Origin of the sequence: Coprothermobacter sp. (assembly GCA_013824685.1) — a bacterium.
GTDB lineage: Bacteria > Caldisericota > Caldisericia > Cryosericales > Cryosericaceae > Cryosericum.
Window position 1 is genome coordinate 93545 of record PNOG01000008.1, and the last position, 24101, is coordinate 117645.

Annotated in this window: 25 protein-coding genes; 18 read left to right on the forward strand and 7 right to left on the reverse strand. The window is 61.1% G+C overall.

Features of this window, described 5'->3' with window-relative positions:
- Positions 1-160 precede the first annotated feature (160 nt).
- The 10 genes from C0398_02415 (at position 161) to C0398_02460 (ending at position 8204) form a co-directional block, all read left to right on the forward strand.
- A complete protein-coding gene (locus tag C0398_02415) occupies positions 161-514 on the forward strand; it encodes a hypothetical protein (protein ID MBA4364844.1) in 354 nt (117 codons plus the stop codon).
- Positions 399-812, forward strand: coding sequence for a hypothetical protein (locus C0398_02420; GenBank protein ID MBA4364845.1), 414 nt, complete (start codon positions 399-401; stop codon positions 810-812). The genes C0398_02415 and C0398_02420 overlap by 116 nt, the downstream gene beginning before the upstream one ends.
- Before the next feature lie 35 nt (positions 813-847).
- Positions 848-1639 carry an oxidoreductase gene (locus C0398_02425; protein ID MBA4364846.1) on the forward strand — a complete coding sequence of 264 codons (792 nt, stop codon included), beginning with the start codon at positions 848-850 and terminating at the stop codon, positions 1637-1639.
- 18 nt (positions 1640-1657) lie between these two features.
- The gene (locus tag C0398_02430) at positions 1658-2314 is read left to right on the forward strand and encodes a hypothetical protein (GenBank protein MBA4364847.1); all 657 of its coding nucleotides are present in this window, start codon (positions 1658-1660) and stop codon (positions 2312-2314) included.
- Positions 2315-2378: 64 nt separating this feature from the next.
- The gene (locus C0398_02435) at positions 2379-2900 is read left to right on the forward strand and encodes a hypothetical protein (protein ID MBA4364848.1); all 522 of its coding nucleotides are present in this window, start codon (positions 2379-2381) and stop codon (positions 2898-2900) included.
- A 234-nt stretch (positions 2901-3134) separates the two neighbouring features.
- Positions 3135-3857 carry a hypothetical protein gene (locus C0398_02440; GenBank protein MBA4364849.1) on the forward strand — a complete coding sequence of 241 codons (723 nt, stop codon included), beginning with the start codon at positions 3135-3137 and terminating at the stop codon, positions 3855-3857.
- A 33-nt stretch (positions 3858-3890) separates the two neighbouring features.
- On the forward strand, positions 3891-4691 hold the full coding sequence (locus C0398_02445) for a hypothetical protein (GenBank protein ID MBA4364850.1): 801 nt from the start codon (positions 3891-3893) through the stop codon (positions 4689-4691).
- A 91-nt stretch (positions 4692-4782) separates the two neighbouring features.
- Positions 4783-6444: an AAA family ATPase gene (locus tag C0398_02450; protein MBA4364851.1), complete on the forward strand. Its 1662-nt coding sequence runs from the start codon at positions 4783-4785 to the stop codon at positions 6442-6444.
- A gap of 12 nt (positions 6445-6456) precedes the next feature.
- Positions 6457-7287 carry a hypothetical protein gene (locus tag C0398_02455; GenBank protein MBA4364852.1) on the forward strand — a complete coding sequence of 277 codons (831 nt, stop codon included), beginning with the start codon at positions 6457-6459 and terminating at the stop codon, positions 7285-7287.
- A gap of 98 nt (positions 7288-7385) precedes the next feature.
- A complete protein-coding gene (locus C0398_02460; GenBank protein ID MBA4364853.1) occupies positions 7386-8204 on the forward strand; it encodes an iron permease in 819 nt (272 codons plus the stop codon).
- On the opposite strand, the gene C0398_02465 is transcribed toward C0398_02460, so the two are convergent.
- The 3 genes from C0398_02465 to C0398_02475 all read right to left on the reverse strand — a co-directional run bounded on the left by C0398_02465 (position 8194) and on the right by C0398_02475 (position 12224).
- Complete coding sequence (locus C0398_02465) at positions 8194-8988, reverse strand: hypothetical protein (protein ID MBA4364854.1); 795 nt, start codon at positions 8986-8988, stop codon at positions 8194-8196. The two genes, C0398_02460 and C0398_02465, sit on opposite strands and share 11 nt — an antisense overlap.
- 312 nt (positions 8989-9300) lie before the next feature.
- Positions 9301-10716 carry a hypothetical protein gene (locus tag C0398_02470; protein MBA4364855.1) on the reverse strand — a complete coding sequence of 472 codons (1416 nt, stop codon included), beginning with the start codon at positions 10714-10716 and terminating at the stop codon, positions 9301-9303.
- Positions 10717-10823: 107 nt separating this feature from the next.
- Positions 10824-12224, reverse strand: a complete 1401-nt coding sequence (locus tag C0398_02475) for a hypothetical protein (GenBank protein ID MBA4364856.1) — start codon at positions 12222-12224, stop codon at positions 10824-10826.
- A gap of 78 nt (positions 12225-12302) precedes the next feature.
- Between C0398_02475 and C0398_02480 the strand changes: the two genes are divergently transcribed.
- The 8 genes from C0398_02480 (at position 12303) to C0398_02515 (ending at position 18555) form a co-directional block, all read left to right on the forward strand.
- Positions 12303-12944 (forward strand): ECF transporter S component, encoded by a 642-nt coding sequence (locus C0398_02480; protein ID MBA4364857.1) that lies wholly within the window; start codon positions 12303-12305, stop codon positions 12942-12944.
- Positions 12945-13155: 211 nt separating this feature from the next.
- Complete coding sequence (locus C0398_02485) at positions 13156-13842, forward strand: branched-chain amino acid transporter AzlC (GenBank protein MBA4364858.1); 687 nt, start codon at positions 13156-13158, stop codon at positions 13840-13842.
- Positions 13835-14152, forward strand: a complete 318-nt coding sequence (locus tag C0398_02490; GenBank protein ID MBA4364859.1) for a branched-chain amino acid transporter AzlD — start codon at positions 13835-13837, stop codon at positions 14150-14152. Before C0398_02485 ends, C0398_02490 begins: the two co-directional genes overlap by 8 nt.
- A gap of 146 nt (positions 14153-14298) precedes the next feature.
- Positions 14299-15273, forward strand: coding sequence for a phosphate acetyltransferase (gene pta / locus C0398_02495; protein MBA4364860.1), 975 nt, complete (start codon positions 14299-14301; stop codon positions 15271-15273).
- A gap of 78 nt (positions 15274-15351) precedes the next feature.
- Positions 15352-15969, forward strand: coding sequence for a chromate transporter (locus C0398_02500; protein MBA4364861.1), 618 nt, complete (start codon positions 15352-15354; stop codon positions 15967-15969).
- Positions 15801-16496 carry a chromate transporter gene (locus C0398_02505; GenBank protein ID MBA4364862.1) on the forward strand — a complete coding sequence of 232 codons (696 nt, stop codon included), beginning with the start codon at positions 15801-15803 and terminating at the stop codon, positions 16494-16496. The genes C0398_02500 and C0398_02505 overlap by 169 nt, the downstream gene beginning before the upstream one ends.
- A gap of 12 nt (positions 16497-16508) precedes the next feature.
- Complete coding sequence (locus C0398_02510) at positions 16509-17912, forward strand: dipeptidase PepV (protein ID MBA4364863.1); 1404 nt, start codon at positions 16509-16511, stop codon at positions 17910-17912.
- Between the two features lies 1 nt (position 17913).
- A complete protein-coding gene (locus C0398_02515) occupies positions 17914-18555 on the forward strand; it encodes a hypothetical protein (GenBank protein MBA4364864.1) in 642 nt (213 codons plus the stop codon).
- Positions 18556-18616: 61 nt separating this feature from the next.
- Here C0398_02515 and C0398_02520 read toward each other — a convergent pair whose 3' ends face one another.
- The 4 genes from C0398_02520 to C0398_02535 form a co-directional block, all read right to left on the reverse strand.
- Positions 18617-20194, reverse strand: a complete 1578-nt coding sequence (locus tag C0398_02520; GenBank protein MBA4364865.1) for a hypothetical protein — start codon at positions 20192-20194, stop codon at positions 18617-18619.
- A 105-nt stretch (positions 20195-20299) separates the two neighbouring features.
- Positions 20300-21568, reverse strand: a complete 1269-nt coding sequence (locus tag C0398_02525) for an alanine racemase (protein ID MBA4364866.1) — start codon at positions 21566-21568, stop codon at positions 20300-20302.
- A 72-nt stretch (positions 21569-21640) separates the two neighbouring features.
- Positions 21641-22690: a D-alanine--D-alanine ligase gene (locus C0398_02530; protein ID MBA4364867.1), complete on the reverse strand. Its 1050-nt coding sequence runs from the start codon at positions 22688-22690 to the stop codon at positions 21641-21643.
- 377 nt (positions 22691-23067) lie between these two features.
- Positions 23068-24096, reverse strand: a complete 1029-nt coding sequence (locus C0398_02535; GenBank protein MBA4364868.1) for a 5'/3'-nucleotidase SurE — start codon at positions 24094-24096, stop codon at positions 23068-23070.
- Positions 24097-24101: the final 5 nt, after the last annotated feature.

The following is a 24101-nucleotide window of genomic DNA, read 5'->3' on the forward strand; positions in this document are numbered from 1 at the left end:
GCTGGAGCCTGGAGAGAATTCTTGCCGATGGTCATTCTTGGCGCAACATGCCCCTCGCGGCTGAACCACAGAATACCAACTACCACCCCTAAACCAGGCTTCTAGTAATCTAGAATTCTTGACTTTCACCACTCTTGGGTTATATACATAGGAGGAAGGTATGGGGAAGAAACGCCTGGTGTTGCTGCCAGAGGTGTTGGAGTTCCTGCATGAACAGGATACTGCGGTTCAGCTCAAATTCTGGGCTATCGTCGAAGAACTGGAGAGAGATGGGGAGCTGTTCATGCCCCATGGCAGGAAACTGGAGCGGAATCTCTTCGAGGTAAGAGTCATTGAACCAGACGGCAGAATCAGGGTCTTCTATGTGTATGAAGGTGTGAACCAACTATTCGGGGTCCATGCGTACAAGAAGGCAACTCAGAAAACGCCACCGGGAGAACTACGAGTCGCCCGCTCCCGGAGAGCAGCCTTGGAACGACGTCTGCAGGAGGAGAACCATGAAGGACATACGTGACATGACGACCGACACGGAAGCGTATCGGTCGGAAATCAAGAAACTCATTGAGACTGATCCGAAGGCGCGGCAGATCTACATCGAGATGAAAGCCGAGTTATCGGCGGCGCGGCAGTTGCGCGAGCTGCGCAAGAGCGTTGGACTGACTCAGAGAGTCGTTGCTGAACGCATGGGCAGGTCTCAGGAATACGTGTCAAAGATCGAACATGCCGGATCTGATCTCGAGTACAGCACTATCGTCCGCTACGCATTGGCCTGTGGAGCCAAGCCCAGGAAGTTGGAATTCGACCCACTCTGAACAGCAATGAGTTGCGCGAAGGAGGTAGCAAGCCTATGACCTACTTTATTATCGATGCGTTCACAGACAGGGCATTCGCCGGAAATCCCGCGGCAGTGTGTCTTCTGGAGAGACCGCTGACTACCGAGCTCATGGCGTCCATCGCACGGGAGATGAACCTGTCGGAGACAGCGTTCGTCCTGTGGGAGGGCGACGCCTGGCGACTGCGGTGGTTCACACCAGCAGTCGAAGTGCCGCTGTGCGGCCACGGGACACTCGCTACTGCCCGGGCGCTGCACGAAGCAGGACTCGTCACCGGTGACAAGGTCCACTTCAACAGCTTGAGTGGGGAGCTTGCCGCCCGATACCAGGGTGACTGGATCGAGCTCGACTTCCCGTCGCTGCCCCCTTCGCCTGCGCCCGTCCCCGCAGGGGTCCTCGACGCTCTGAGGCTCGACACGACTCCCCGCTGGACTGGTGTCAACTCCCACCACTACTGGCTGCTCGACCTCGGTTCGGCGTCCACTGTGCGCGCACTTGCTCCCGACCGTACAGCCACCATGAAACTCAACGTGCCCGGCATCATCGTGACGGGGGCGGGGGATGCGCCGTATGACTTCACGTCCCGCTTCTTTGCGCCCGCTGACGGCATCTTCGAGGACCCGGTCACGGGTTCCGCGCACGCGGCCCTGACGCCCTACTGGAGCAACGTGCTCGGCAAGACCGACTTCGTGGCATACCAGGCATCTTCGCGTGGCGGCATCCTGAAGGTGCGCCTCGCAGGGAACCGCGTACTCATCGCAGGCAGGACCGTCGTGGTAGCAACAGGAGACCTGTACATTCCCTGAAGGACCGCGTGTAAAGTCATGTCTGCAGATGTGAGAAAGGACTCGACTATGAGTGTCCCTAAACTGACCTTCAGACTTGCGACACCAGACGACGCGCCGTTTGTGGCACCTTTCATGTATGACATCGCCCGCAGAGACCTCGACCCGCTGTTCACGGGTCTTGCCGCCAGGCTGTCACCTCTCGATATCATCGAGAGGTTCTATCGGGCTCCCGGCGGGATGTTCTCCTGCCGCAACACCGAAATCGCACTCCACGATGGCCTCCCGGCCGGCTTCATCACTGCGTACAGTGTGGCGTCGAGGAATGGCAGCTCTGCCTGGCTGGTTCGAGCAGCTGGACAGCTGGGAGCCCACGCGCTCGTGCGCCTTGCCTGGCGTGGTGTGGTCGTGGCCAGAGCGCTGCAGCGCAACCTGTCCGGCAGCTGGTTCATCGCTTTCGTTGGTGTGGACTCGCTGCAGCAGTCACTCGGCATCGGTTCCTCTCTCATCGCAAGATCCATCCAGAGGGCCCGCGCGTCCGGGTGTTCCTGCGTCGAACTGGATGTCGACGTCGACAACCCGCGTGCCCAGGCGCTGTACGAGAGAATCGGGTTCCACGTCCTGCACGCCGACCGCCGGACAGCGTCCTCCATCATGGTCGAGAGTCGCCGAATGGTCCTGCAGCTTCCGCCATGAGTCGGGAAGAGCACACAGCTTTCTCTGCTATCCTGTTGGAGTATGACATGAAAAGGAGCGGGACATGAAACCAGCACAAGACACGACCTTCGCCGAAATCGAGTGGACGCAGCCGAAGTGGGGGCATCGAGCATGGGAGCTGCGGTCGGTCGGCAAGACAGTGGGGACCATGGCGATGCCCAGCATGTTCCGAGAGCACGCCGTTGCCACGCTTTCGACAGGAACGCTGGTCTTCAACCGTGTCGGGTTCTGGAGACGCCGCGCGACGGTGGAGACCGAGGACGGGGGCCACGTGGCTGACTTCGAGTCCACCTGGATCGGTGACGGGAGACTGTCGGTCGTCGGAGGGAACACGTATTCCTGGCATACCATCAACATGTGGCGAGGCGAGCGCGCGTGGATGCTGGAGGACAAGGAACCTCTGCTCCGGTTTCGCCAGCAGCGTGGATGGAAGATGGGCATCAACGCAACCCTCATCATCGAGCCGGCAGCTTTGCCTCTGCCCGAACTCCCCATCCTGGTCACCTTTGGCTGGTACCTGTGGGTCCTGGCAGCCTACGCTGCGGCAGCTGCGTCAAGCCACTGACTCGTCACTCTCCTTCCGTCGTCCCCACGGACCCACACGACGATACAAAGACTGGATTCCCGCATACGCGGTACTGGCGGCCCAAGTCCCGGTCATGCCTCGCCTTGACTTGTGAAGACAATGTGAATATCCTGACAAGAAGAATACGTGTCATCTGCGTCGTATATATGACAGGGTACTGACACGGTACCACCCCGGCACGGGGCAGGCGAGAAGGATGGAGGAGGCACGGGCATGGCACGGGTGACACTGGTCTATCCTGACTATACGACGACACGGCTCTACAGCAAACCACGGCAGGCGAGAGTAGACCGCGGGGGCTGGTATGCCGAAGGGCTGGCGGCTCTGTCCGCGACCCTCAAGCAGGCCGGTCACACGGTGAGCCTCGTGCACGTGACCCAACCCCCGACGCGTAAGGACTTCGTCACGCGTCTCACGGCGACGCATCCCGACATCGTCGGGTTCTCTGTGCGCACCAGTGCCTTCCCGTCAGTCAGCGATTGGACCGGCTGGGCGAAGGATGCGGTACACGCACCCATCGTCTGGGGCGGCTATCATGCCTCGCTTGCGCCCGAACGCTGTATGGATGTCGTCAGTGTCGATGCCGTCGTACAGGGCGACGGCGATTTGGTACTACCTCGGCTGGTGGATGCCTGGGTCACCGGTAGGACTCCGCAGGATATTCCCGGCGTCTGGTGGCGCGATGGGCAGGAGCTCCGCCATGAAGCGGTCGGTCCCCTAGTCGCCAACCTCGACGAGCTGCCGATCCCTGATTTCAGCCTGTTCGACCGCAGTCAGCTCATTGCCACCCGCACGCACACCGCACTCGGCATGCTGTCGCGCGGGTGTCCCTTCAGCTGCACCTATTGCACCAACCACGCCTTCCGCTCCCTGTACCCCAATGCGAAGGACTATCACCGGTCACGCACGCCTGAGGGGGCCATCGCCTACATCTAAGCGTTACGGGGCTGGTATCCCGAGGTCCGCGAGTTGCGCTTCCTGGACAACGTCTTCGGCATCTCCACAGACTGGCTTGCCCGGTTCGGAGAGTTGTACAAGCGCAAGGTCGGCCTCCCGTTCGCCTGCGACCACCGCGCCGAGCTCCTGACTCAGGATACTGTCCGGCTGCTGGCCGATATGGGCTGTACACAAGTCTACCTGGGCATCGAGTCGGGCGACGAGGAGCTGCGCCACCGGGCACTGGGCCGCACGATGAGCAACGAACTCCTAGTCCAGGTGAACGAGCGGCTGCACGCGGCAGGCATCCGCGTCTTTGCCTACAACATGGTGGGGCTGCCCGGCGAAACACGCGCCACGGCGCTGCTGACCCCCAAGCTCAATGCACAAGCACACACGGATGACGCGTGTATCAGCGTTTTCTCGCCCTATCCTTCCACGGTCCTGTATGAGGGCAGCATCAAGGACGGGTCTGTCGCCGAACCCATCGACTACACGCGCCTGACGTTTCTCGACCAGCCTGCGTTCCACAGCAACGAGGTCGCCTTCATGGCTCTGTCCTTCAACACACTGCGCCGGTGGTATCAACGGCATGGCACGGACTCGCGCATGGGTCGCCTGATGGACCGCATCGTCCTGTCTCCCCGCCTGCCCATGCACTTCATCGTCGCCGTCACGGAGCACTGGGAAGGGGAACGCGAAATGATGAAGTCCTTCCTGCGCAACCGCGCGCCCGGCGTCTTCCTCTTCGTCAAGCGCCTGCTTCGCGGGCGCGTCACCTCTGCACCACACGCCGCCGCCCACGGCCATCAGGAAGGACCTCCCCGCTCCTGACGTTCTTTCTGCAACGTTCATACCATCCTGGGGTCGTTGACCTTGCCCAGTCACGCCGCGCGCGTAGACTGAGAAGTCAGGAGGCAACACAATGGCGACAGAGATGATCCGACTGCACATAGAGGAGACCGGCGAAGACGTCCTATACCCGCGAGGGGTCCGTCTGGACTCGCTGGCAAAGGACTACGCAGCGTACCATACGTCACGCATCATGGCGGCACGCGTCAACAATGACATCCGCGAGCTGTTCAAGACGTTGAACCACGACGCCACCGTCCGCTTCATCGACATGACGATGGAGGATGGCGCACGCATTTACCAGCGTGGCCTCGTGTTCATTCTGTACGCTGCCGCACGCGACCTCTTTCCCGACCGGAGACTCCGCGTCCTTCATTCGCTGGGGCAGGGGCTCTTCTGCGACTTCCGGGAGATACGCACGACTGATGACGAGGTTGTCCAAATCAAGCAGCGCATGTGTGAGCTCATCGATCAGGATCTGGAGTACCAGAAGCAGGAGCTCTACAAGTGGGACGCCCTGAAGCTGCTGGATGGCATGGGCATGCATGACAAGGCAGAGCTGCTGCGCTTCCGCAGCAAGTCCACAGTCAACATCTACTACCTGGGCAAACACCCCAACTACTTCTACGGCTTCATGCCGCACAGCACCGGCGATACGCCGCTCTACGACCTCATCCCCTATCGCACCGGCATGGTGCTGGTCTTCCCCGGCATCACCAGCCCCAACACCCTGCCGGACTACGTGCCTCAGACCAAGCTGGCCGACATCTTCGGCGAGGCGGAGGAGTGGGGACGCATCATCGGCGTCGAGACGGCGGGAGACCTCAACGATGTCGTGGCCGGCGGCCGCACTCGCGAGCTCATCATGGTCAGCGAGATGCTGCACGAGAAGAAGATCGCGCAGCTGGCCGACCGCGTTACGGTCTCGGGAGCACACCTGGTCCTCATCGCAGGTCCGTCCTCGTCAGGCAAGACAACATTCAGCAAACGTCTGGCTCTGCAGCTCAGGGTCAACGGCTTCGACCCGCACGCAGTCTCGCTCGATGACTACTTCATCGACCGCGACAAAAACCCCCTGGGGCCGGAGGGCAAGCCTGATTTCGAGTGCCTGGAGTCGCTCAATACGGAGAAGTTCAACGAAGACCTCAACCGCATTCTGGCCGGGGAGGCTGTCACGCTGCCAAGGTACAGCTTCAAGGCCGGAACCTCTTCCGACACTGGTGACACCATCGTTCCCAACGACCGCACGATCCTTGTCGTCGAGGGCATCCATGGCCTGAACCCAAAACTGACCTCCCAGATACCGGACAGCGCGAAGTATCGCATCTATGTGTCAGCCCTCACCTTCCTCAACCTGGACGCCGACAACCGCATCCCGACTACCGATGTGCGCATCCTGCGGCGCATGGTACGTGACCACAACTTCCGCGGGTACTCCGCCCTGCAGACCCTGCAGATATGGCACTCTGTCCGCATGGGCGAGGAACGCCACATCTTCCCGTTCCAGGAAAACGCCGACGCCATGTTCAACTCGTCGCTCGTGTACGAGCTGGCCTTCCTCAAGAACTACGCCATGCAGCTGCTGCTGCAAATTGACAACACCGTCCCCGAATACTCCGAGGCGCGCCGGCTGGTCCGCTTCCTGGACTACTTCCTGCCCGTGATGGACATCGACGTCATCCCCAGTACGTCCATCATCCGCGAGTTCATTGGCAACAGCTTCTTCAACTACTAGGCAGAGGCACATATGCATACGGACCGAATCATGCAACTGGCACTGGACATGGCGGGACTCACGGAGGTCCCGGAGGACACGCAGGTGTATGTGCCCGGCGAGATCACGAAGGCGCTGGTGTGCATCGACGCCGACACCGGTCTGCTGAGCATCGCCCGCGACCTGGGGTACGACGGTGTCATCGTGCATCACCCACAGGGAGGCGACGCCATGCTGAACCTGCACCTCGTCATGAACCGGCAACTGCAAACCCTCAGGAAAGCAGGCGTACCAGAGGACGAGGCGCGCGAAGCCCTGAAACCTCGCCAGTTCGGTGTCGAGCGGAACAACCACATGCGCAACTGGGACTATATGCCCAGCGTCGCCCGCCTGATGGGGATGCCGTTCATGAACGTCCACTATCCCTGCGACCTCATGATGGAACGCATCGTGGACACCCACGTTCAGCGGCGCCTGGGCGAGACTGGTTCTGCTGCGACCGTACAGGACCTGACGAACATCCTGCTCGAACTCCCAGAGTACGCGCACGCCAGGACGCGTCCGGCGATTGTCGTGGGGGACCCCGGTGCGTCGGCCGGCAAGGTCGTCACTGCCTTCGCAGGTGGCACCAACGGTGGCGCTTCCGTCGTGGAGACGTACTGGCGCCACGGCGTCGGGACCGTGATGACCCTGCACATGGAAGTCGCCGACATCCTGAAGCTGCGGCAGTCGGAGGTCAAAGGGAGACTCGTCGTCGCCGGGCACATGGCCTGCGATTCCGTGGGACTCAATGCGCTCATCCGGGTTCTGCGGGCAGGTGGGCTCGATCTGACGCCAATGGGCGGCATCGTGCCGGGGGTGTGAAGACGACGATGTTGATACCTGCTTCACTTGTTTCTTAGAATAGCTATATATACTTTCTTGCTGAGTGCCTGTTGTGGCCCGGCAGGAAAGGGTGAGATATGCTGAATACGTTCATTATAGCGCTTCGCGAGGGAGTAGAGATAGCGGTGGTGCTGGCCATCATTCTGGCCTACCTGCATCAATTGGGCGCCGGCCGTTCTGCAAGCAAGGTATGGCTGGGGACAGCGGCGGCGGCGATTGTCAGTGTTGCGGCAGCAGTCGGCATCTTCGCCGTCCTGCACACGACGGAAGTTGAACGCTTCCAGGCCCCTCTCGAGGGAAGCCTGAAGTTCCTGGCGGTCATCATCCTGACGTGGATGACCCTGTGGATGAAGCGAGAGTCGGGGGCGATCGGCTCCGGCCTTCGGCAACGCGTCCTGCATGCCGTCAGCGACGGTTCTGTGTGGATGCTCGCCTCGCTCGCGTTCATCTCTGTGATCCGGGAAGGTATCGAGACGGTCCTCTTTGTCGTCGGCTCCACACAGCAGGCCAGTCCAGCTGCAACCATCAGTGGCGCCGTGCTCGGCTTCGCCGTCGCCGCCGTGCTTGGTGGAATCGTGTACGGCGGGAGCAGGCAGTTGGCTCTCAAACCGTTCTTCACCGTCACGAGTGTCCTCCTCATCGTCATGGCCGCCGGTCTCCTGGTTGGAGGTGTTGGTGAGTTCCAGGGCCTTGGCCTGCTTCCGACAGGAGTCGCCCCTCTCTGGTCCACGCGGACCCTGCTGAGTGACACAAGTATCATCGGTGGCCTGCTGAGCTCTATCTTCGGATATACTGACAGCCCCAATCTCGTGCAGGTCGTCGCATGGATTGCCTATCTGGTTGGAGCACTGTGGGCCTACTTTCGTCCGGCAACGTCAGCATCGGTCACTGGATGACCACCCCCTGGTCAGTTGTCTCGATGGGAGGCAGCCACTCGAGTGGATTGGTCGGCTCACCATCCTGGCGCACTTCGAAGTGCAGGTGAGGGCCAGTGCTGAAGCCCGTGTTGCCCGTATACCCGAGGAGCTGTCCTTTCTTGACGCATTGGTAGGGCTGGACCACAAACTTCCACAAGTGACCGTACACCGTGGCAATGCCTTCACCGTGCAGGACGACGACCATGTTGCCATAGGTGGTCTTGCTGCCGATGTATAGGACGACTCCATCAGCGGCCGCAAGGATGGGCGAGCCATAGTGAGAGCGCAGGTCGACGCCCCGGTGAAACGCCTCTTCACCGATGATGGGGTGCATGCGTTCGCCATAGGGCGACGTGACCTTCATAGGTCCCGTCAGCGGCCATGCCAGCTCTGCCACGGGGTGGAGTTGAGCGGCGACCGCTGGGTCGCATCCCGCGATGACCGACCGAACCAGTTGGTCCTCACGGTCGCCCTGACGTGCCATGGCTTCGTGGTCACCTGCCTCGACCGCAGCCACATCTCCTGCCTCTTCAGCCTCGGCCACCCGCAGCATGCTTTCCTGCCGTGCCACCTGGGCACTATAAGCGATGTCGGCCTCCTGCCACAGGAGTTGCTGTCTGGCCCGCCAGACGTCCGCCGACTGCACGTAGGCAACCGCGTGGCGCTCGTCGGCACGGTCACGGCTGAACCCGACCGAAACGACGACTGCCGCTGCAACTGCTATTACCAGCAGGATCCATCCCACTGCCTTGCGCATGTTCACTCTCTGGACCTCCACGTTCGCGGCACCCAGTCATCTGGGCCTAGTCTTTTAGTATATGGCCCTCGCCGGCCTGGGCAACGGCAATAAGGTTAAGGATGGATTCCCGCATGCGCGGGAATGACAGATCAGAGGTCGGTCGGTTCTTGTCGTCCCCGCGAAGGCGGGGACCCACATGATGATGCAATGATGGATTCCCGCATACGCGGGAATGACAGATCAGAGGTCGGTCGGTTCTTGTCGTCCCCGCGAAGGCGGGGACCCACATGATGATGCAATGATGGATTCCCGCATGCGCGGGAATGACGATGCGTCCTACTGCTTTGCCGGAAGGTCCCGCTGCGCCGCCAGAGCGCGGTCAATCTCCTGCAGGATGTGCTTGGCGCTGCGCCAATCCAGCATCAGGACGGGCAGGTCCCTCTTGTGGGCCTCGTTGATCACCTTCCCCGAGAAGGAATGGCTGATGTACGAGGTCAGGACGACCACGAGGCGGGTCGTGGCAAGAACTGCGGGGTCGAGGTCTTCCTTGCCGTTCGTAGCGATACAGACACTGTTGGGAAGCCATGTCTGCAGGTTCCGGGACAGCGTCTCATGCCCACCGGCAACCAGGACCCGCTCGGTGAGGGAGCGCACGGTGTACTGCACTTCAGCCTCAGACTCGTCACGCGCCGAGAGAATACCCAGCAGCCGCGAGATCTCAGCCTCGCGTGCGCTCAGCCGGTCGCGTGCCCGATCCAGCTCACCGGTCAGGCGGTGCGACTCGCGCAGTTGCACCGCAAGATCCGCGCGTGCCCTGCGCAGTTCTACGCCGTCTTCCGGGGAGCCGACCGATGGACTCGGCCCGTACATAGTCGGTGACTTTGTCACCGGTATCTGTCTCAAAGCAAAGAGTCCAGCGAGCATGCTGACGGCTGTCCCATCGTCGAGTCCGGTATCGGCTCCAGCAAGCAGAAAGGCGGCTTGCCAGACGTCGCCCGGTCCTGGAGAGACAGCCTGGTCCATCTGTGCTATCTGCCTGAGAAGGTCACGAGCGGCGCTCAGGCGCGCAGCCAGCTCCCGGTCTCCAGAGTCCCCACTCGTCGCCCGCCACCACAGCTCGTCATACCTCAAAGCGGCATCATAGCGGGACTGGCTTTCCGTATCGATCTCCGCCGCTGCCAGGGTCAGGCGGTGCAGCGCCTTGACGAGCGAATGATCCAAAGCCTCACGCAACGGGGTCTCCGCCACCGGGACACCGCAGACGCCAGCGTACCATACCAGTACCACCAGTTCCACATCGGGTTCTTGCTGCTGTTCCCTCGGATGCATTGCTCTGAACCGCTCCAGGCTGATACTCTCGCCGGCGCTGACCGTCTGCCACGCGCGGCGCCAGCCATCGCGCATGATCTCACCCAGGCAGGACCGCGCCCGCTGGTCGTGCTGTGCCGCCACCGCCACACCGACCAGCCTGCACGCATACGGTGCGTCTTCCATGGACAGCGTGATCAGCGCCGGATGACGCACGAGCATACTGCTTGCGATCTGCGCGTCCCACGTGGGGTCAGCCAGCCGCAGCGCGTCATCGATATGCCGATGCAGATGTGCATTCGCTGCACACGCCGCAAGCGCAAACGGAGTGAAATCGGGCTGGATGGCAGGATGTACAGACGGGATGACGGGACCGGGGTGCTGTCCGCCAGCTAGTTGACCTTTCAGTACCTGCGCCAGTCGTGCCTTCTCGTTCTCATCCATCGCTCACCTCCCGCAATGGATAGTATATTGCCGGCTACGGCATTGTCACGACGCAAGCATCAACATCCTGGGAGCCTGCAGGAGGTGTACATCAGTTCGGGTGATTCCTACAGCTGGATCTCCTCCGGCCAGGGATCGTGCAGACAGACGCTCCAGATACGGTCGACGGCCCGAAGGGCGACCTCGTTCTGCAGCAGGTGGATCCAGAACGCGCCTCGTTCCGTGAGCCACAACCGGCCGGCCTCTTCGCGGACCATGCCGAGCGCCCGCGCCTTGGCCAGTAGCAGCCACAATTTGCCTGCATCAGCGCGAAAGTGGTCCCGCAGTTGCGCGATGTCCATGCTGGAGTCATATAGGCGCCAGTAGAGCCAGAACGACCGTTCCATGGCCGGCGTAAAAGGCATGGACAGTGCCACCGGAGAGCGGCCTGCAGCGCACGCCGCCGTGTACTCCGACACGGAGAACGTGTTGAACCAGGACAACCCGTTAATGTGCGACCCGGAGCCCGCCCCGAAGCCGAGGTACTCGTCCCGTGTGACCGAGGAATACCGCGGACCCTGACCCTTCTGGAACCCCCAGACGGATACGCGCCGATAGCCGTGGCCCTCGAGGAACGTATGCATCGCATGATACATGGCGCGCCGCTCACGCGTTGGTGGCATGCGCAGCTCGGGCAGGCCCTGCGAACGCCCAGCCGTCGAATAGGGGAACGAGAACAAGGGGTAGCAGGTCACCTGGTCCACGCCCAGCTGTGTCACGAGTTCCAGGTCGTGCAGGAAATTCTGGACTGTCTGCCCGGGGAGGCAGAACATCAGGTCGACATTCAGGGACTGGAACCCTCCGGCCTGCGCTACCCTCACCGCCGCGCGCGCTGCTTCACTGCTGTATGTCCGGCCGATCGCTCGCAGGAGACGATCGTTGAAGCTCTGCACGCCCAGACTGAGGACGTCGACGCCAAGGGCACGCAGACGCGTCACTGCATCCGGTGTGATGTCGCCGACGGTCGTCTCCAGGGCAACCTCGCCCGTGATGTCGAAGACCCTGTGGAAGCCCTCCAGCACCGGCCCAAGCTGGTTCATCATGGTTGTGGGCGTGCCGCCGCCAATGTAGAGAGACGATGCCTGGATGTTGTGCTCACCGCCCGCGTACCTGGCCAGTTCCGCGAGAACCGCCTGCGCATAGGGTTCCGCCAGATCGGGATCATACGCAATACGGTTGTACGGACAGTATGGGCACAGGCTCCGGCAGAAGGGGATGTGCAGGTACAGCCCCGCCCGCGTGACGCCAGGCGGTGTGAACCCAGTGGCTGGGCGCAGGATAAAGTCCCGGTCGGGCCCCGCAAGATACCTCCGGCAAACTCGCGCCACCAACCGCATCACATCACCCATTCGTGCCACCTCTCGTTCCTGAGATCCAACCTCCCGCGGCACCAGTATACGCCCGCGCTGAGGAAACTGTGCTAGAATATTTGTGGAACCACCCATGCCTGTGGTTTCGCAAGGGGACATCACCGCCTTCTCGATACAGAGGAGCGGCTGCGATTGTTGCGCCGAGGATGCCGCCGATACCCTATATGGAGGTTTGGCATGAAAACACCGCTCAAGAGAAGTACCCTCATTCTGACTCAATTCGCCATGCTTCTCGCTATCGAGGCTGTGGTCTGCTTCACTCCGCTGGGATCGCTTCCAGCGATCGGACCGATCGTTGCGACCCTCGCCATGGTCCCGGTCATCATCACAGCCATCCTTCTCGGCACCGGCGCGGGTGCAGCCATGGGGGCGTTCGCCGGCCTGTTCAGCTTTTTGGTCTGGACGTTCACCCCGCCGAACCCTCTTGTCGCGTTTGTCTTCACCCCGTTCTACGCGCTCGGGACCACGCGAGGCAATGTGTGGAGCCTTGTCATTTGCTTTGTGCCGAGGATCCTTGTCGGCGTGGTAGCGGGCGCCTGTTTCAAGCTGTTCACCCGCTTGAAATGGAAGAGTGGCGTCGTCTATGGCCTCAGTGGAGCGCTGGGCAGTCTCGCGAACACCTTTGGAGTCCTTGGGGGCATCTATGTGTTCTTTGGCCACAGCTACGCCACGGTGCTCGGGAAAGGGTTCGACGTGCTTCTCGGATTGATCGGCCTGACCATCCTGACGAGCGGCATTCCCGAAGCGGTGATCGGCGGGGTGGCCGCATACGCCGTCTGCCGGCCCATACAGAGACAGATGAAGCGCGATCTTGACTAAATCCTATCATTCAGCGCCTTCGCCCCTATCCAGGTACCGATAGGAACAGTGTAATAGTCAATCCTCCGGAGACCGAGAACCCGTGGGTTTGCGCCCACGGGTTCTTCTGCCTGACGTGAACGGTTTTGTAAAATGTGTGGACCTGACCCCGGTTGGTGTAGCAGCCCATCCTTCGGCTTGACACCGACCGCCGATTCCATACAATCCGCCCATGGAAAACCAATCGATCTTCCGACAGGCTGCACGCCATACTCTCCCGGTTCTGATGGGGTACATCCCTCTCGGCGTCGCATTCGGGTTCGTGGCAGTGCAGGCCGGACACCCATGGTGGTATCCAGTGACCATGAGCATCTTCGTCTACTCGGGAGCCACCCAGTTCTTCATCCTTGGACTGTCTGCGACTGGCATGTCCATGCCAACGGCTGTCATGATGGCGTGCCTGCTCAACCTGCGCCACTCCTTCTATGGCCTGTCGCTCCTTATCAAGTTCTCCGGCGCACGGTGGGCCAAGCCATACCTGATCTTCGCCATCACGGACGAGACCTTCGCCCTGCTGACGACCACCCTGGAACCGGATCCTTCCACAAGAACTCGGCTGTACGTCGCCATCTCACTCCTCGACCAGCTGTACTGGGTTGCTGGAACGCTCATCGGCGCCCTCCTGGGAACAGCGGTCCCCGCCACCATCACGGGCATCGAGTTTTCGCTGATAGCTCTGTTTGTGGTCCTAGCCGTCGGAAGCACGGAGAGAATCCGTTCGCTGGTTCCCCTTGCTGTCGCCCTGGCAACGACCGTGGTCGGACGCCTCGTTCTTCCATCATCGGCCGTTCTGCCGGCCTCCATCGCTGTTGGAACAGGCTTGCTGCTGCTTCTCGCAAGGCACACGGACGATGCCTGACTCCCTCGTTGTCCTCGCCGTCATGGCAGGCATCACCTTCGCAAGCCGCCTGCTGCCGTTCCTGCTGTTCAGCCGAAAGCGCCCGCCCCGCTGGGTTGCCACCGTCGAGACTGTTCTGCCACCACTTGTTCTATGGCTTCTCGTCTTCTACTCGCTCAGTAGCATTTCGTGGCGCATAATGCCCTACGGGATACCGGCACTTGCGGGCGTGGCGATTACCGTCCTCGCCCACCGGTGGAAACACAGCGCTCTCCTGAGCATTCTCTCAGGAACGGCAGTCTACATGGTGCTGACACGGCTGCTCGCGTAGTGTTCCGTGCCCGTCATGGAGAGTCGCAGACATCGCCTGACGTAACCGCGTCATCAGCCGGTCACCGGACGTTTCACCGTCCTATTGGACGCTGAACGCTGCCGTGGTACAATGCTTGGTGTAGCCAACCTTTGCGGGAGGAACACATGAGTGTACTGGAAGATATTCGAGCCAAGGCAAAGGCCCTGCACCGCACTGTCATTCTGCCCGAGGGCAATGAAGAACGTACCCTCAAAGCGGCACAGATGCTGGTCAGCGGAGGAATGGCGGACGTCATCCTGGTCGAGGACGAGACATCCATCCGCGCCAATGCGACCCGCCTCGGCGTCGACCTGACCGGGATGCAGATCGTGGATCCGAACACATCACCCAAGGCGGCCGAGTTTGCCACCCTCATCTATGAAAAGCGCAAAGCCAAGGGCATGACACCCGAGAAGGCGGCCGAGCTATCTGTGGACCCCATCTACTTCGCCACCTGCATGCTGGAGACCGGCATGGCGCACGCCTTGGTCACGGGCGCTGTTCACAGCACCGGCGACATGCTGCGGCCTGCCTTGCAGATCGTCGGCACCGCGCCTGGCGGCAAGACGGTCAGCTCGATGTTCCTCATGGTCATGCCCGACGGCAAGCTGCTGGGCTTCGGTGACTGTGCCGTCATCCCTGACCCCACTGTCGACCAGCTGTCCGACATCGCGATCGCAACCGCAAAGACGTATAAGACGCTGACGGGTATCGAGCCCGCCGTCGCGATGCTGTCCTTCAGTACCAAAGGCTCTGCCGAGCATGAGATGGTCACCAAGGTTCGTGAGGCGACTGCACTGGCACACCGGAAGGCACCCGAGCTCCTGCTCGACGGCGAACTGCAGTTCGACGCCGCGTACGTTCCCTCCGTCGGTGCGCGCAAGGCTCCGGGCAGCCCGGTCGCAGGCAAGGCCAACGTGTTCATCTTCCCCGAGCTCAATGCAGGTAACATCGGCTACAAGATAGTCCAGCACCTGGCAGGCGCTCAGGCTATCGGGCCGATTTCGCAGGGTCTTGCCAAGCCCGCCAACGACCTGTCCCGTGGCTGCTCACCCGAGGACATCCGCGACGTCTGCTGCATTGCGCTCCTCAACGCGTAGTTGCGAGGATTGGCCCACACGACATAGAAATCTGGGGGGCAGCCGTGTGCTGCCCCTTTCGTGACTCCGGAGGAATGCATGGAACAGAAGAAGGCAATCACCTATACAGCCGGTCACGCGTCAGTCAGGAAACAGCTTCTGCTGTTCTGGATCTTCTTCATCATCGGGGCGTTTACCATCGGAGGCGGGTACGCCATGATCCTCATGATGAAGCGCTATCTCGTCGAGCAGTATCACTGGCTCAAGGATGAGGAGTTCTATGACATGCTGGCCATCAGCCAGGTCACGCCCGGCCCCATCGCCGTCAACATGGCGACGTTTGTCGGCTACACGCAAGGCGGTATCCTGGGGTCCGTCCTTGCCACACTGGGCGTCAGTATCCCGGCCGTGGCCGTCATCATCGTCATCGCCATCTTCTTCCCCGGCTTCAAGGACAACGTCTGGGTCCAGCGCTTCTTTGCCGGCGTCATTGTGGGCGTCGTCGCACAGATAGCGACCATCGTCCTTGACTTGGGCAAACGGCAGAAATGGACCATTGTCTCCGCTGTCGTATGCGCTGCATCGCTCGGCATCCTGTTCTTCGTCCACCAGGTCAGCCCTGTCTGGCTCATCCTGGGCGGCGGCCTGGTCGGCATCACCGTCGAGGCGTTCAAACGGCGTGGAACAGTGCCTACCGTCGGAAAGAGCGTGTCATGATCAGCTTCCTTGCATTGTTCGGCGTTTTCTTCAAGATAGGGATCTTCACGTTCGGCGGCGGACAGGCCATGATCCCGCTGCTGCAGAAAGACCTGGTTGTCAATCTGGCCTGGGTTCCCATGAAGGAGTTTCTGGACTTCGTCGCCATCAGCGAAATCACGCCGGGTCCGGTCGCCATCAACATGGCGACCTTTGTGGGGTACAAGCTGCGCGGTCTCACCGGCGCGCTGGTCACCTCGATGGGTGTCATCCTGCCCTCGTTCATCATCATCCTCATCATCGCGACCGTCGCACACACGTTCCGCACAAACCGCTGGGTCTCAGCATTTCTCGACGGCCTGAAACCCGTCGTGCTGGCCCTGCTCACCTACGCGGTCTATTCCATCGCCAGGGGCGGAATCCCGGCGTGGTGGGGATACATCGCAGCACTCAGTATCCTTTTGCTTATACTGAAGTATGGGAAGAAGCTCAACCTGTTCCTGGTCTTGCTTGCAGCCGGTGGACTCGGACTCCTGATGTTCAGGTAAAGGGGGAACTACATGAAGAAAGCTATCGACAACTACCTCAACGAACACGAGAACGAGATGATGGTGGCACTGTCCGGCGCCATTGCTATCCCGTCAGTCAAAGACCCGGCGACGGCCAACTCGCATGCTCCGTTTGGCAAAGAGATCGGCCGTGCTCTCGAGTTCATGCTCAAGACCGCCGAAGGACGACGGTTTGCGGCCGAGAACATGGAGAACTATGTCGGCCGCGTCCGCTGGGGCGGCGATGGGACACAATATGCCGTCCTGACCCATGTCGACGTCGTGCCAGAAGGAACGGGCTGGAGTGTTCCCCCGTTTGCCGGGACCATCAAGGACGGCCGGCTGTACGGCCGAGGCTCCGCCGACGACAAGGGACCAGCCATTGCCTCCATCTTTGCGCTGGCTGCCGCCCGTGCGGCGCTGCAAGCGCAGCACATCGAGCCCAGGAACGCTATCATGCTGCTGTTTGGCACCGACGAGGAGTCCGGATGGGCCGACTTCGACTACTACTTCAAGAAGTACGGCATCCCCGAGTCCGGATTCAGCCCAGACGCTGAGTTCCCTATCGTCAACGGCGAGAAGGGTATCCTCAACCTGCAGCTGGCCGGTCATGGCACACACGGAGGCATGCTGCGCCACGCCGAGGGCGGCACGCGTTCCAATGTCGTCCCGCAGCACGCCGAGGCGGTCCTGGTCACCGATCATGACAAGCTGCAGCGTCTGCAAGGATTGATCGAACGCCTGCCCAAGGACGAGTTTTCGGTATCAACGACGCTCGCAAACGGCGAGTTGAAGCTCGACGTGGAAGGCATGCCCGCCCATGCATCTACTCCCGAGAAGGGCCGCAACGCCATTGGCAAGCTGTTGCAAGTACTGGACGCCGTACACTGTCTCGAGGACGACGAGTCCCTGCAGTTCCTTGCACGCGAGATTGGTACCGAGTGGACCGGGCACCGTGTGGGCGTGGATTTTGCGGATGAGGTCTCGGGTGTCCTCACGCTCAACCTGGGTACCCTGCATATCGACCATGACGACAGCACCGCGGTCGTCAACATCCGGTATCCAATCACGATCACAAGTAAGCAGGTCACCGACCAGTTCGTCGAGAAACTGCTGGGGACCAAGGTCGAGTTCACGGTCATGTCTGACAGCACGCCACACTATGTCGATCCCGGCACGCCCCTCATCCAGACCCTGCAGAAGGCGTATACAGAATATACGGGCACGGAAGCAAAGTGCTTTGCCATCGGCGGCGGCACCTATGCGCGGGCCATCCCTGGCGCAGTTGCCTTTGGACCACTGTTCCCCGGTCAGCCGATGACTGAGCATGGACCGGACGAGTATATCGACGTCGACTCCCTGCTCAAGGCGACGCGCATCTACGCGTACGCCATGGCAGAGCTCTTGAAGGGATAGGGTGGGCACCGAGCGCGAAGTCAAGTATCAGGTCCTGGATCAGGCGCTGTTTCGCCGCCTGAACGCCATGGATCACATTGGAAACTTCGCGCTCGAGCATGCCGGGACCGTCGACATCCTGACCATCTACCTCGACACTCCCGACCTGACCCTGTTCTACAGCCACCACGCCCTGCGTCTGCGCATCATGCAGGGCAGGGTTTTTCTGTCTCTCAAGGGTCCGTCCTCCTCGCCGGACGGGCTCGTGCAGGAGCGTCCCGAGGACGAGGTCGACGCCCTGCGTTTTTCGGAGAAATCGCTGCCAAACGTCGAGGACATCCTGCGCCTGATGCCTTCGTCAGTGATCCTGCTGAAGGACCTGACCCTGTCTGCTTCCCTGCGATCAATGGACAAGCGCTCCCTGCACTACATCCTCCATGAGGGCGAGCGCGCCTACGAGATCGCGTGTGACACGGTCGCCTTCAGCTCCCCCCGTAAGCCCGGTCACAAGGCAGAGGCAACCGAACTGGAGATCGAACAGAAAGCCGGTTCGGTCGAGGGTCTTCGGGACCTGATGCGCGTGTTCGAGACGTTCTTCGCTGTCGTTCCCCGTCGCGCCTCATCGAAGTACCAGGACGGGCTCAAGGCACTCGAACTCATCTGACGGACATTCCGTCATCAATTGTGAACCCCATTGTGCCTGACCCCAAGGGGTTCACAATTAGTCAGTGAAGGACGCGAGTGAGCATATGACGCAGGTCGTCGAGGTCAAGCGGCAGACCCAGGACGCCGTCGACGGATGATGCCTTGTCAGCAGGACAACCGACGCCGTGCTGGCAAATGACGATCACCGGCAAACCCAGACGTCCACGGCCTTCCACCGCCGCGTCCAGGTCGGAGCTGTCGCCGATGACGGCCAGTACGACACGCGGAGCGAAGTACGCCATATCCTGAGCAGCGCCCTCCCAGGTCAACGACGCCTGCGCCGTGCACCCGGTCGCGCCGAGCAGCATGACGAGCGGTGACGGCTTGCCGACGACGAGGACGCGCGTCCCCCTGAGGTTCATCTCCTGTACCGGCTGCGTGGGGCCAGAGCTGAACGAAGACTGCTGCGCCACCTCCTTTGCCACTGTCAGGACAATGCTGGTGACTCCCGGGACAGACGTGACATCAAGCGATGCTCCGCTCCTGGTTGCCACCGCCTGCGCCGCCGACGCGAGCAGTTCTGCCTCCGTGCCATCCTCAGTGCTGATCGCCTGGGTGACGCCGTAAAGCTCCAGTCGAATCTCTGCGCGTTCACTCATGGGACCACTGGTAATGCTCAACTGGACGCCCGTGACCGGCTTGAGCCGAAGGACCCCAGATTTGATGAGCAAGACCAGTACATTCTCCAGGTCGTTGTCGGTCATGCGCACGGGAACGGCATGTCCGGGCAACTCCTTTGTAACCGTGACTCCCTTGAGATACAGTGTCCCAGCCAGGTCGAGCGCATCCGAGGCCACCTTGACCGCGTCGCATGTCGCCGCGCCCTTGGCGCTATCGCGCGCGAAGTTCAGCATCTTGCGCGCCAGAACTGAAGCTCGTGTGGCGGACTCCTCGATAGCAGCCATCGACACGGCGAGGGGACTATCTTCGGGTACGTCCATCTTGGCCAGCGCCGCGTTGCCAAGCACTCCCTGCATCATGTTGTTGAAGTCGTGGGTCACCTGCACGGACAGCTCCGCCACACTGCGATAGCGGGCCAACAACAACAGGATTCCGCGCGCTTCATCGACCCTGGCCCTGAGGGTGACCACACTCATGACCGCAGCCACGCAGCGCAGGCAAACCGCAGACGGTTTGCCCACCCCCGAACCGTCACGTGCAGACTCGGCGATCACCAGTCCAATGGTCTGTCCCTGGTCGTGGAGGGCTGCCACGCCGACCGCGGAAACGTCGCCCTCGTCGACAGTCGCCCAACGGACCACGCTATCCGTCAGCACGGCTCCCAGCATCGAGGCCGCCACAATCGGCACTCTGATGCGGGTGAGCGTTTCGCCGGGATCATGTCCTGTCGCCAACAAATCTAGCAGATCCTCGCCTGCCACCCTGCGGTAGACGGAGAGGAGCACCTTGCCGGTCACGTCGCCAAGTGCCGCCTGGGCCTCCAGCACGGCCTGCTCGGTCGAGACTGCGTCTATCACGCGCACCATACTGCGGAGGCACGAGCACGGGCAGCTCCCGGGAACACAGGAAGCATCAGGCTCCTGCTGTGCCTGGTCGGCCGGCAGCTCCACCATCGTTGTCCAGCTCCAATCCTTCATCTCACCCCCCCTTGCGACTGTGCTCTCATGCCCCAGACCAGTTGCAATGCACAGCACCCAGCGAACTTGCCGGCTCTGGAGACATCTTCATGAAAACCCTCTTTGTCACGCACCATCCTCTGTGCTAGTCTGACGTCCCTGTGTCAATCGACCCTCCCGGGTCAGCATCTCGACAACGGCGTTCTGGCTCCGATGATACTCCCGGGCCACGTACGGTGACAACATGGAGTGCAGCAGTGCTGCGTACTTCATCCTGAAATGCACGACGTCGCCTTCGCAGAAATCGTACTCTGCCTCTGTCACGTCGAGCACCATATGATCGCTGGAGCTGCCGGCTATCGTGACACCGTCGTCCAGAGGTATCAGAGCGCCTGGGTCCGTGTCGGTATATCCCAGTGCCACCACCGCGCGCCTGCGGACACCACGGTCCACGACATGGGGTTGCCGGCCTTCCGCGTCCAAGCCTACCGGCCCGTCGGGCGCGCTCGGCTTCTCCCGCACCTCGATGACCTCGGCCTCCAGGACAAACGCGTCCTGGCGCAGCCAGGGGATGACGCGCGAGTCGGTCGTACTGACACCCAGCAGCAACGCCTCGCCCGCTCGCAGCTCGGTCACCGTCGGTGACAGCAAGCCATGCTCGATCAGGTCGAGGGCTACCGTTCCTCCGGTCGAGACAATCTGCAGGGGTAGCCCTGTCTCGCGGCGGACACGCGCGGCTGACGCACCGAACAGTTCCTGGTTCTCGGCGGTGGGTAAGATCCCGGTGATACATCCCACATTTGCCGCCAGGCCCACGACCTCCACACCCGCAATCCTCGATGCGGCAAGGACGAATGGGGTCAGCTCCGACGTCGGCACGCCGTCGCGACGGTCTCCCATTTCGACCACCGCGAGGACGTCACAGGTCGTTCCCTTGGCCAGAGCAGCCTCACCCAGCGCCTCCATGGCACTCAACTCCGACATAAACGCGCGGTCGGTGATGTGTGGAACCAGATGCATCTGTGAGTGCGGAGGCTGCCTGAGGAGCGTCAATTCCAGGACACCAAACTCCTCCTGACGCAGGCTCAGAAAGTCGTGGACGCGCGAATCGCCGATGCTGTGAATGCCACCGCGCATGAACGCCTGAACGATCTCGGCGTCCGACGTCACTCCTTTGGTGACGGCCACGACACCTAGTCCGTGCTCCCGACAGAGTGAGCGGACCTTGGCGGCATTATCGGTCAGACAATCGAGGTCGACGACGACACGCGGAAAACTACTCACTGTATGTACGCTCCTGTCGGCAGCGCTTGATTGAACTGGCAGTGCTGTGACATATTCAGTGTAGCTCGCCCGTCCGCTGTGGAAAGACCAGAACGCGGGCTTGCCCAGGATCCTATCACATGAAACGAGATGGACGCCGGCTCCAGCCGGCGTCCATCAATGTTGGGTCGGGATTCCAGAAGGTCAGACGGTCTCGCGCTGAGCCTCGGTAACCATCGTGGTCTCGGGCCGCTCTGCGTCGATGCGTTCGACGGCAGTCTGAATGATGCGGCCGATAAGGTCCTCGTACGATAGTCCCATCAGTTCTGCCATGACGGGAATATCGCTCTTGCCCTTGGTCAGACCGGCCAGCGGGTTGATCTCCATGAACGATGGCTCGCCGTTTGCGTCGAATCGCATGTCGATACGGGCGCAGTCACGACAGTGCAGTGCCTTGAACACCCCCACGGCCAGGTCGCGCACCCTCTGGTATTCGTCGGCAGTGAGGTCGGCGGGGCACTCGGGGATGAGGTACTTCTCCCAGTGGTGCTTGATCTCCGGCGTGTAGAAGAAATCCTTCTCGGTTCCGCTCAGCAGCTTGAACGACATCACCCCGAGAACCTCTGGCTCCCGATTACCGATGACTCCCACGGTAACTTCGCGCCCAGGCAGAAACTCCTCGATGAGGATGCTCGATCCGGGATACGCTGCAAGCAGCTCACCCACCTGGTTGCGGAGCTCGTCGTCGCAGGTGACCCGGGAGTTGTCGTTAATGCCCATGCTGGAGCCCTCGCGGGATGGCTTGACGAACAGCGGATACTTGGGAGCGCCGGTCTGGATGATGGCCTCAACCTGAACAGGATTGTCCACGGACCAGAAGGCCGGCGTGTTGATGCCGTCCTGCATCAGGACCTGTTTGGTTATCGTCTTGTCGAGCGCCAGAGACAGAGCCAGCGTGTCGGAGAAGGTGTATGGGATCCCCATCATGTCGAGGATGGCCGGCATCTGCGACTCACGGGCGCGGCCGTATAGTCCCTCGGCGATATTGAAGACCAGGTCGACGGGCTGCCGTCTCAGGCGCGCGATGGCGTCCAACCCGAATCCCAGCCGCACAGGTTCGTGCCCGGCTGCGATAATGCCTTTCTCGATATTCCGAACCGTCTCCAGGGAATCGAACTCGTCCGCCCTGTCGGATGGGATTCCTTCTACGGCTGCAACTTCAGTAAACAGGTTGTAGGTAATGCCTATACGCATGATACGTTCTCCTCGTTGTTGGATGGGTGATGAGTAGGGTTTTGCTCATGACTATCCAGCCCGACCATCGCCGAGGAACGCGGACAACGGCTGGAGCCGCCGCTCATCAGAGGGGAGAATCAGTGCTGAAAGGCTGTTACCGGTGGAAAGGGAACGTGCGTACAGCCCCCGTCTATGCCGCTTGCGGCTTGGGGGTGGTTCGTCGACAGACTCGTGGTCTTCGTACGAAAGAACCATTCTGGTATCTGTGTTCACGCAGTTGTCTCCCATGAAGCAAAATGAACTTCGCAACAACTATAGTGGGGTCGATTCTCTTGTCAATAGCCTCGGCCCCGCTTGTCACCCGCACTATGTGAGCATCTGAACAAGGCTCTGCATCAACGTTTGTGTTTCTTCTTGACCGCCGTGGCGCTCACAGCCTTCACTTCAGAACCAGCCCCGCTGTAGTGCGAAGCAGCCCCCGTACGAGCGGGAGGAGCTTTTGATGCACTATTCAGGCTGGTGGCTGCAACAGGAGACTTCACACTTCGCCTGGTTCCGACAGCCGGGGCCGCCGGCCTGCCGAAGGTTCCACGCGCACTGGTGACAACGGCCAGTCGCTTATCCACCAGATCCTTACGGTCCTCAAGTGGCTTCAACAGCTCATCGCACGTCAGGTCAAGATTGATCGGCGTGACAGAGACATAGTTGTTGATCAGTGCATAGCCGTCGCTACCGGGCTTGGCATCGTGGGGACCGGAGTTTCCGGCAATCCAATAGTAGGCGCGACCGCGCGGACTGAACTGCTTCTCCACGAAGTTCTCATAGGCCCTGAACCCCTGTTTGGTGATCATGACCCCCTGAACGTCACTCAAGGGGACGTTGGGGACGTTAACATTGAGGATGGCAGGTGCCTTGACCAGATCGGCATAGAACGCCGGTTCAGCCAGGATTTCCATGAGCACAGCCGCCGCCGTCTCAAAATGGTGGGGCTGCACGCCGTGCACCATATCCAGACTGACCGCGATGGACGGATGCCCCTGGCGGAGTCCTTCGAGGGCGGCACTGACGGTCCCGCTGTAGAGAACGTCCACCCCGACGTTCGGCCCATGGTTGCACCCGCTGACGACGATGTCCGGCGGATTGTCCTTCATCACATCAAGCAGAGCCACCAGGACACAGTCGGTAGGAGTTCCGCGAAGAGCAAAACCCTTCAGACCACACGGCATTGTCACCTCGCGGATCGGCAGGATGTCGCCCAGTGTAAGAGAATGGCTGGAACCGCTCTGGTTGCCCTCCGGGGCGACGACTGTCACGTCGAACGTTGCTGCCAGTGCCGCTCCAACTGCGTTGATCCCGTTGGCAAAGATCCCGTCGTCGTTGGTGAGCAGGATTCGTATGCGTCGAGCCTTTCTGGTTGCGCTCATGTCAG

Bases quoted from the DNA above. Each gene is read 5' to 3' on its own strand.
- C0398_02415 (MBA4364844.1), top strand. From the start codon at position 161: ATGGGGAAGAAACGCCTGGTGTTGCTGCCAGAGGTGTTGGAGTTCCTG.
- C0398_02420 (MBA4364845.1), top strand. From the start codon at position 399: ATGCGTACAAGAAGGCAACTCAGAAAACGCCACCGGGAGAACTACGAG.
- C0398_02425 (MBA4364846.1), top strand. From the start codon at position 848: ATGACCTACTTTATTATCGATGCGTTCACAGACAGGGCATTCGCCGGA.
- C0398_02430 (MBA4364847.1), top strand. From the start codon at position 1,658: ATGTCTGCAGATGTGAGAAAGGACTCGACTATGAGTGTCCCTAAACTG.
- C0398_02435 (MBA4364848.1), top strand. From the start codon at position 2,379: ATGAAACCAGCACAAGACACGACCTTCGCCGAAATCGAGTGGACGCAG.
- C0398_02440 (MBA4364849.1), top strand. From the start codon at position 3,135: ATGGCACGGGTGACACTGGTCTATCCTGACTATACGACGACACGGCTC.
- C0398_02450 (MBA4364851.1), top strand. From the start codon at position 4,783: ATGGCGACAGAGATGATCCGACTGCACATAGAGGAGACCGGCGAAGAC.
- C0398_02455 (MBA4364852.1), top strand. From the start codon at position 6,457: ATGCATACGGACCGAATCATGCAACTGGCACTGGACATGGCGGGACTC.
- C0398_02460 (MBA4364853.1), top strand. From the start codon at position 7,386: ATGCTGAATACGTTCATTATAGCGCTTCGCGAGGGAGTAGAGATAGCG.
- C0398_02470 (MBA4364855.1), bottom strand. From the start codon at position 10,716: ATGGATGAGAACGAGAAGGCACGACTGGCGCAGGTACTGAAAGGTCAA.
- C0398_02475 (MBA4364856.1), bottom strand. From the start codon at position 12,224: ATGTCCCCTTGCGAAACCACAGGCATGGGTGGTTCCACAAATATTCTA.
- C0398_02480 (MBA4364857.1), top strand. From the start codon at position 12,303: ATGAAAACACCGCTCAAGAGAAGTACCCTCATTCTGACTCAATTCGCC.
- C0398_02485 (MBA4364858.1), top strand. From the start codon at position 13,156: ATGGAAAACCAATCGATCTTCCGACAGGCTGCACGCCATACTCTCCCG.
- C0398_02490 (MBA4364859.1), top strand. From the start codon at position 13,835: ATGCCTGACTCCCTCGTTGTCCTCGCCGTCATGGCAGGCATCACCTTC.
- pta (MBA4364860.1), top strand. From the start codon at position 14,299: ATGAGTGTACTGGAAGATATTCGAGCCAAGGCAAAGGCCCTGCACCGC.
- C0398_02500 (MBA4364861.1), top strand. From the start codon at position 15,352: ATGGAACAGAAGAAGGCAATCACCTATACAGCCGGTCACGCGTCAGTC.
- C0398_02505 (MBA4364862.1), top strand. From the start codon at position 15,801: ATGGACCATTGTCTCCGCTGTCGTATGCGCTGCATCGCTCGGCATCCT.
- C0398_02510 (MBA4364863.1), top strand. From the start codon at position 16,509: ATGAAGAAAGCTATCGACAACTACCTCAACGAACACGAGAACGAGATG.
- C0398_02520 (MBA4364865.1), bottom strand. From the start codon at position 20,194: ATGAAGGATTGGAGCTGGACAACGATGGTGGAGCTGCCGGCCGACCAG.
- C0398_02530 (MBA4364867.1), bottom strand. From the start codon at position 22,690: ATGCGTATAGGCATTACCTACAACCTGTTTACTGAAGTTGCAGCCGTA.
- C0398_02535 (MBA4364868.1), bottom strand. From the start codon at position 24,096: ATGAGCGCAACCAGAAAGGCTCGACGCATACGAATCCTGCTCACCAAC.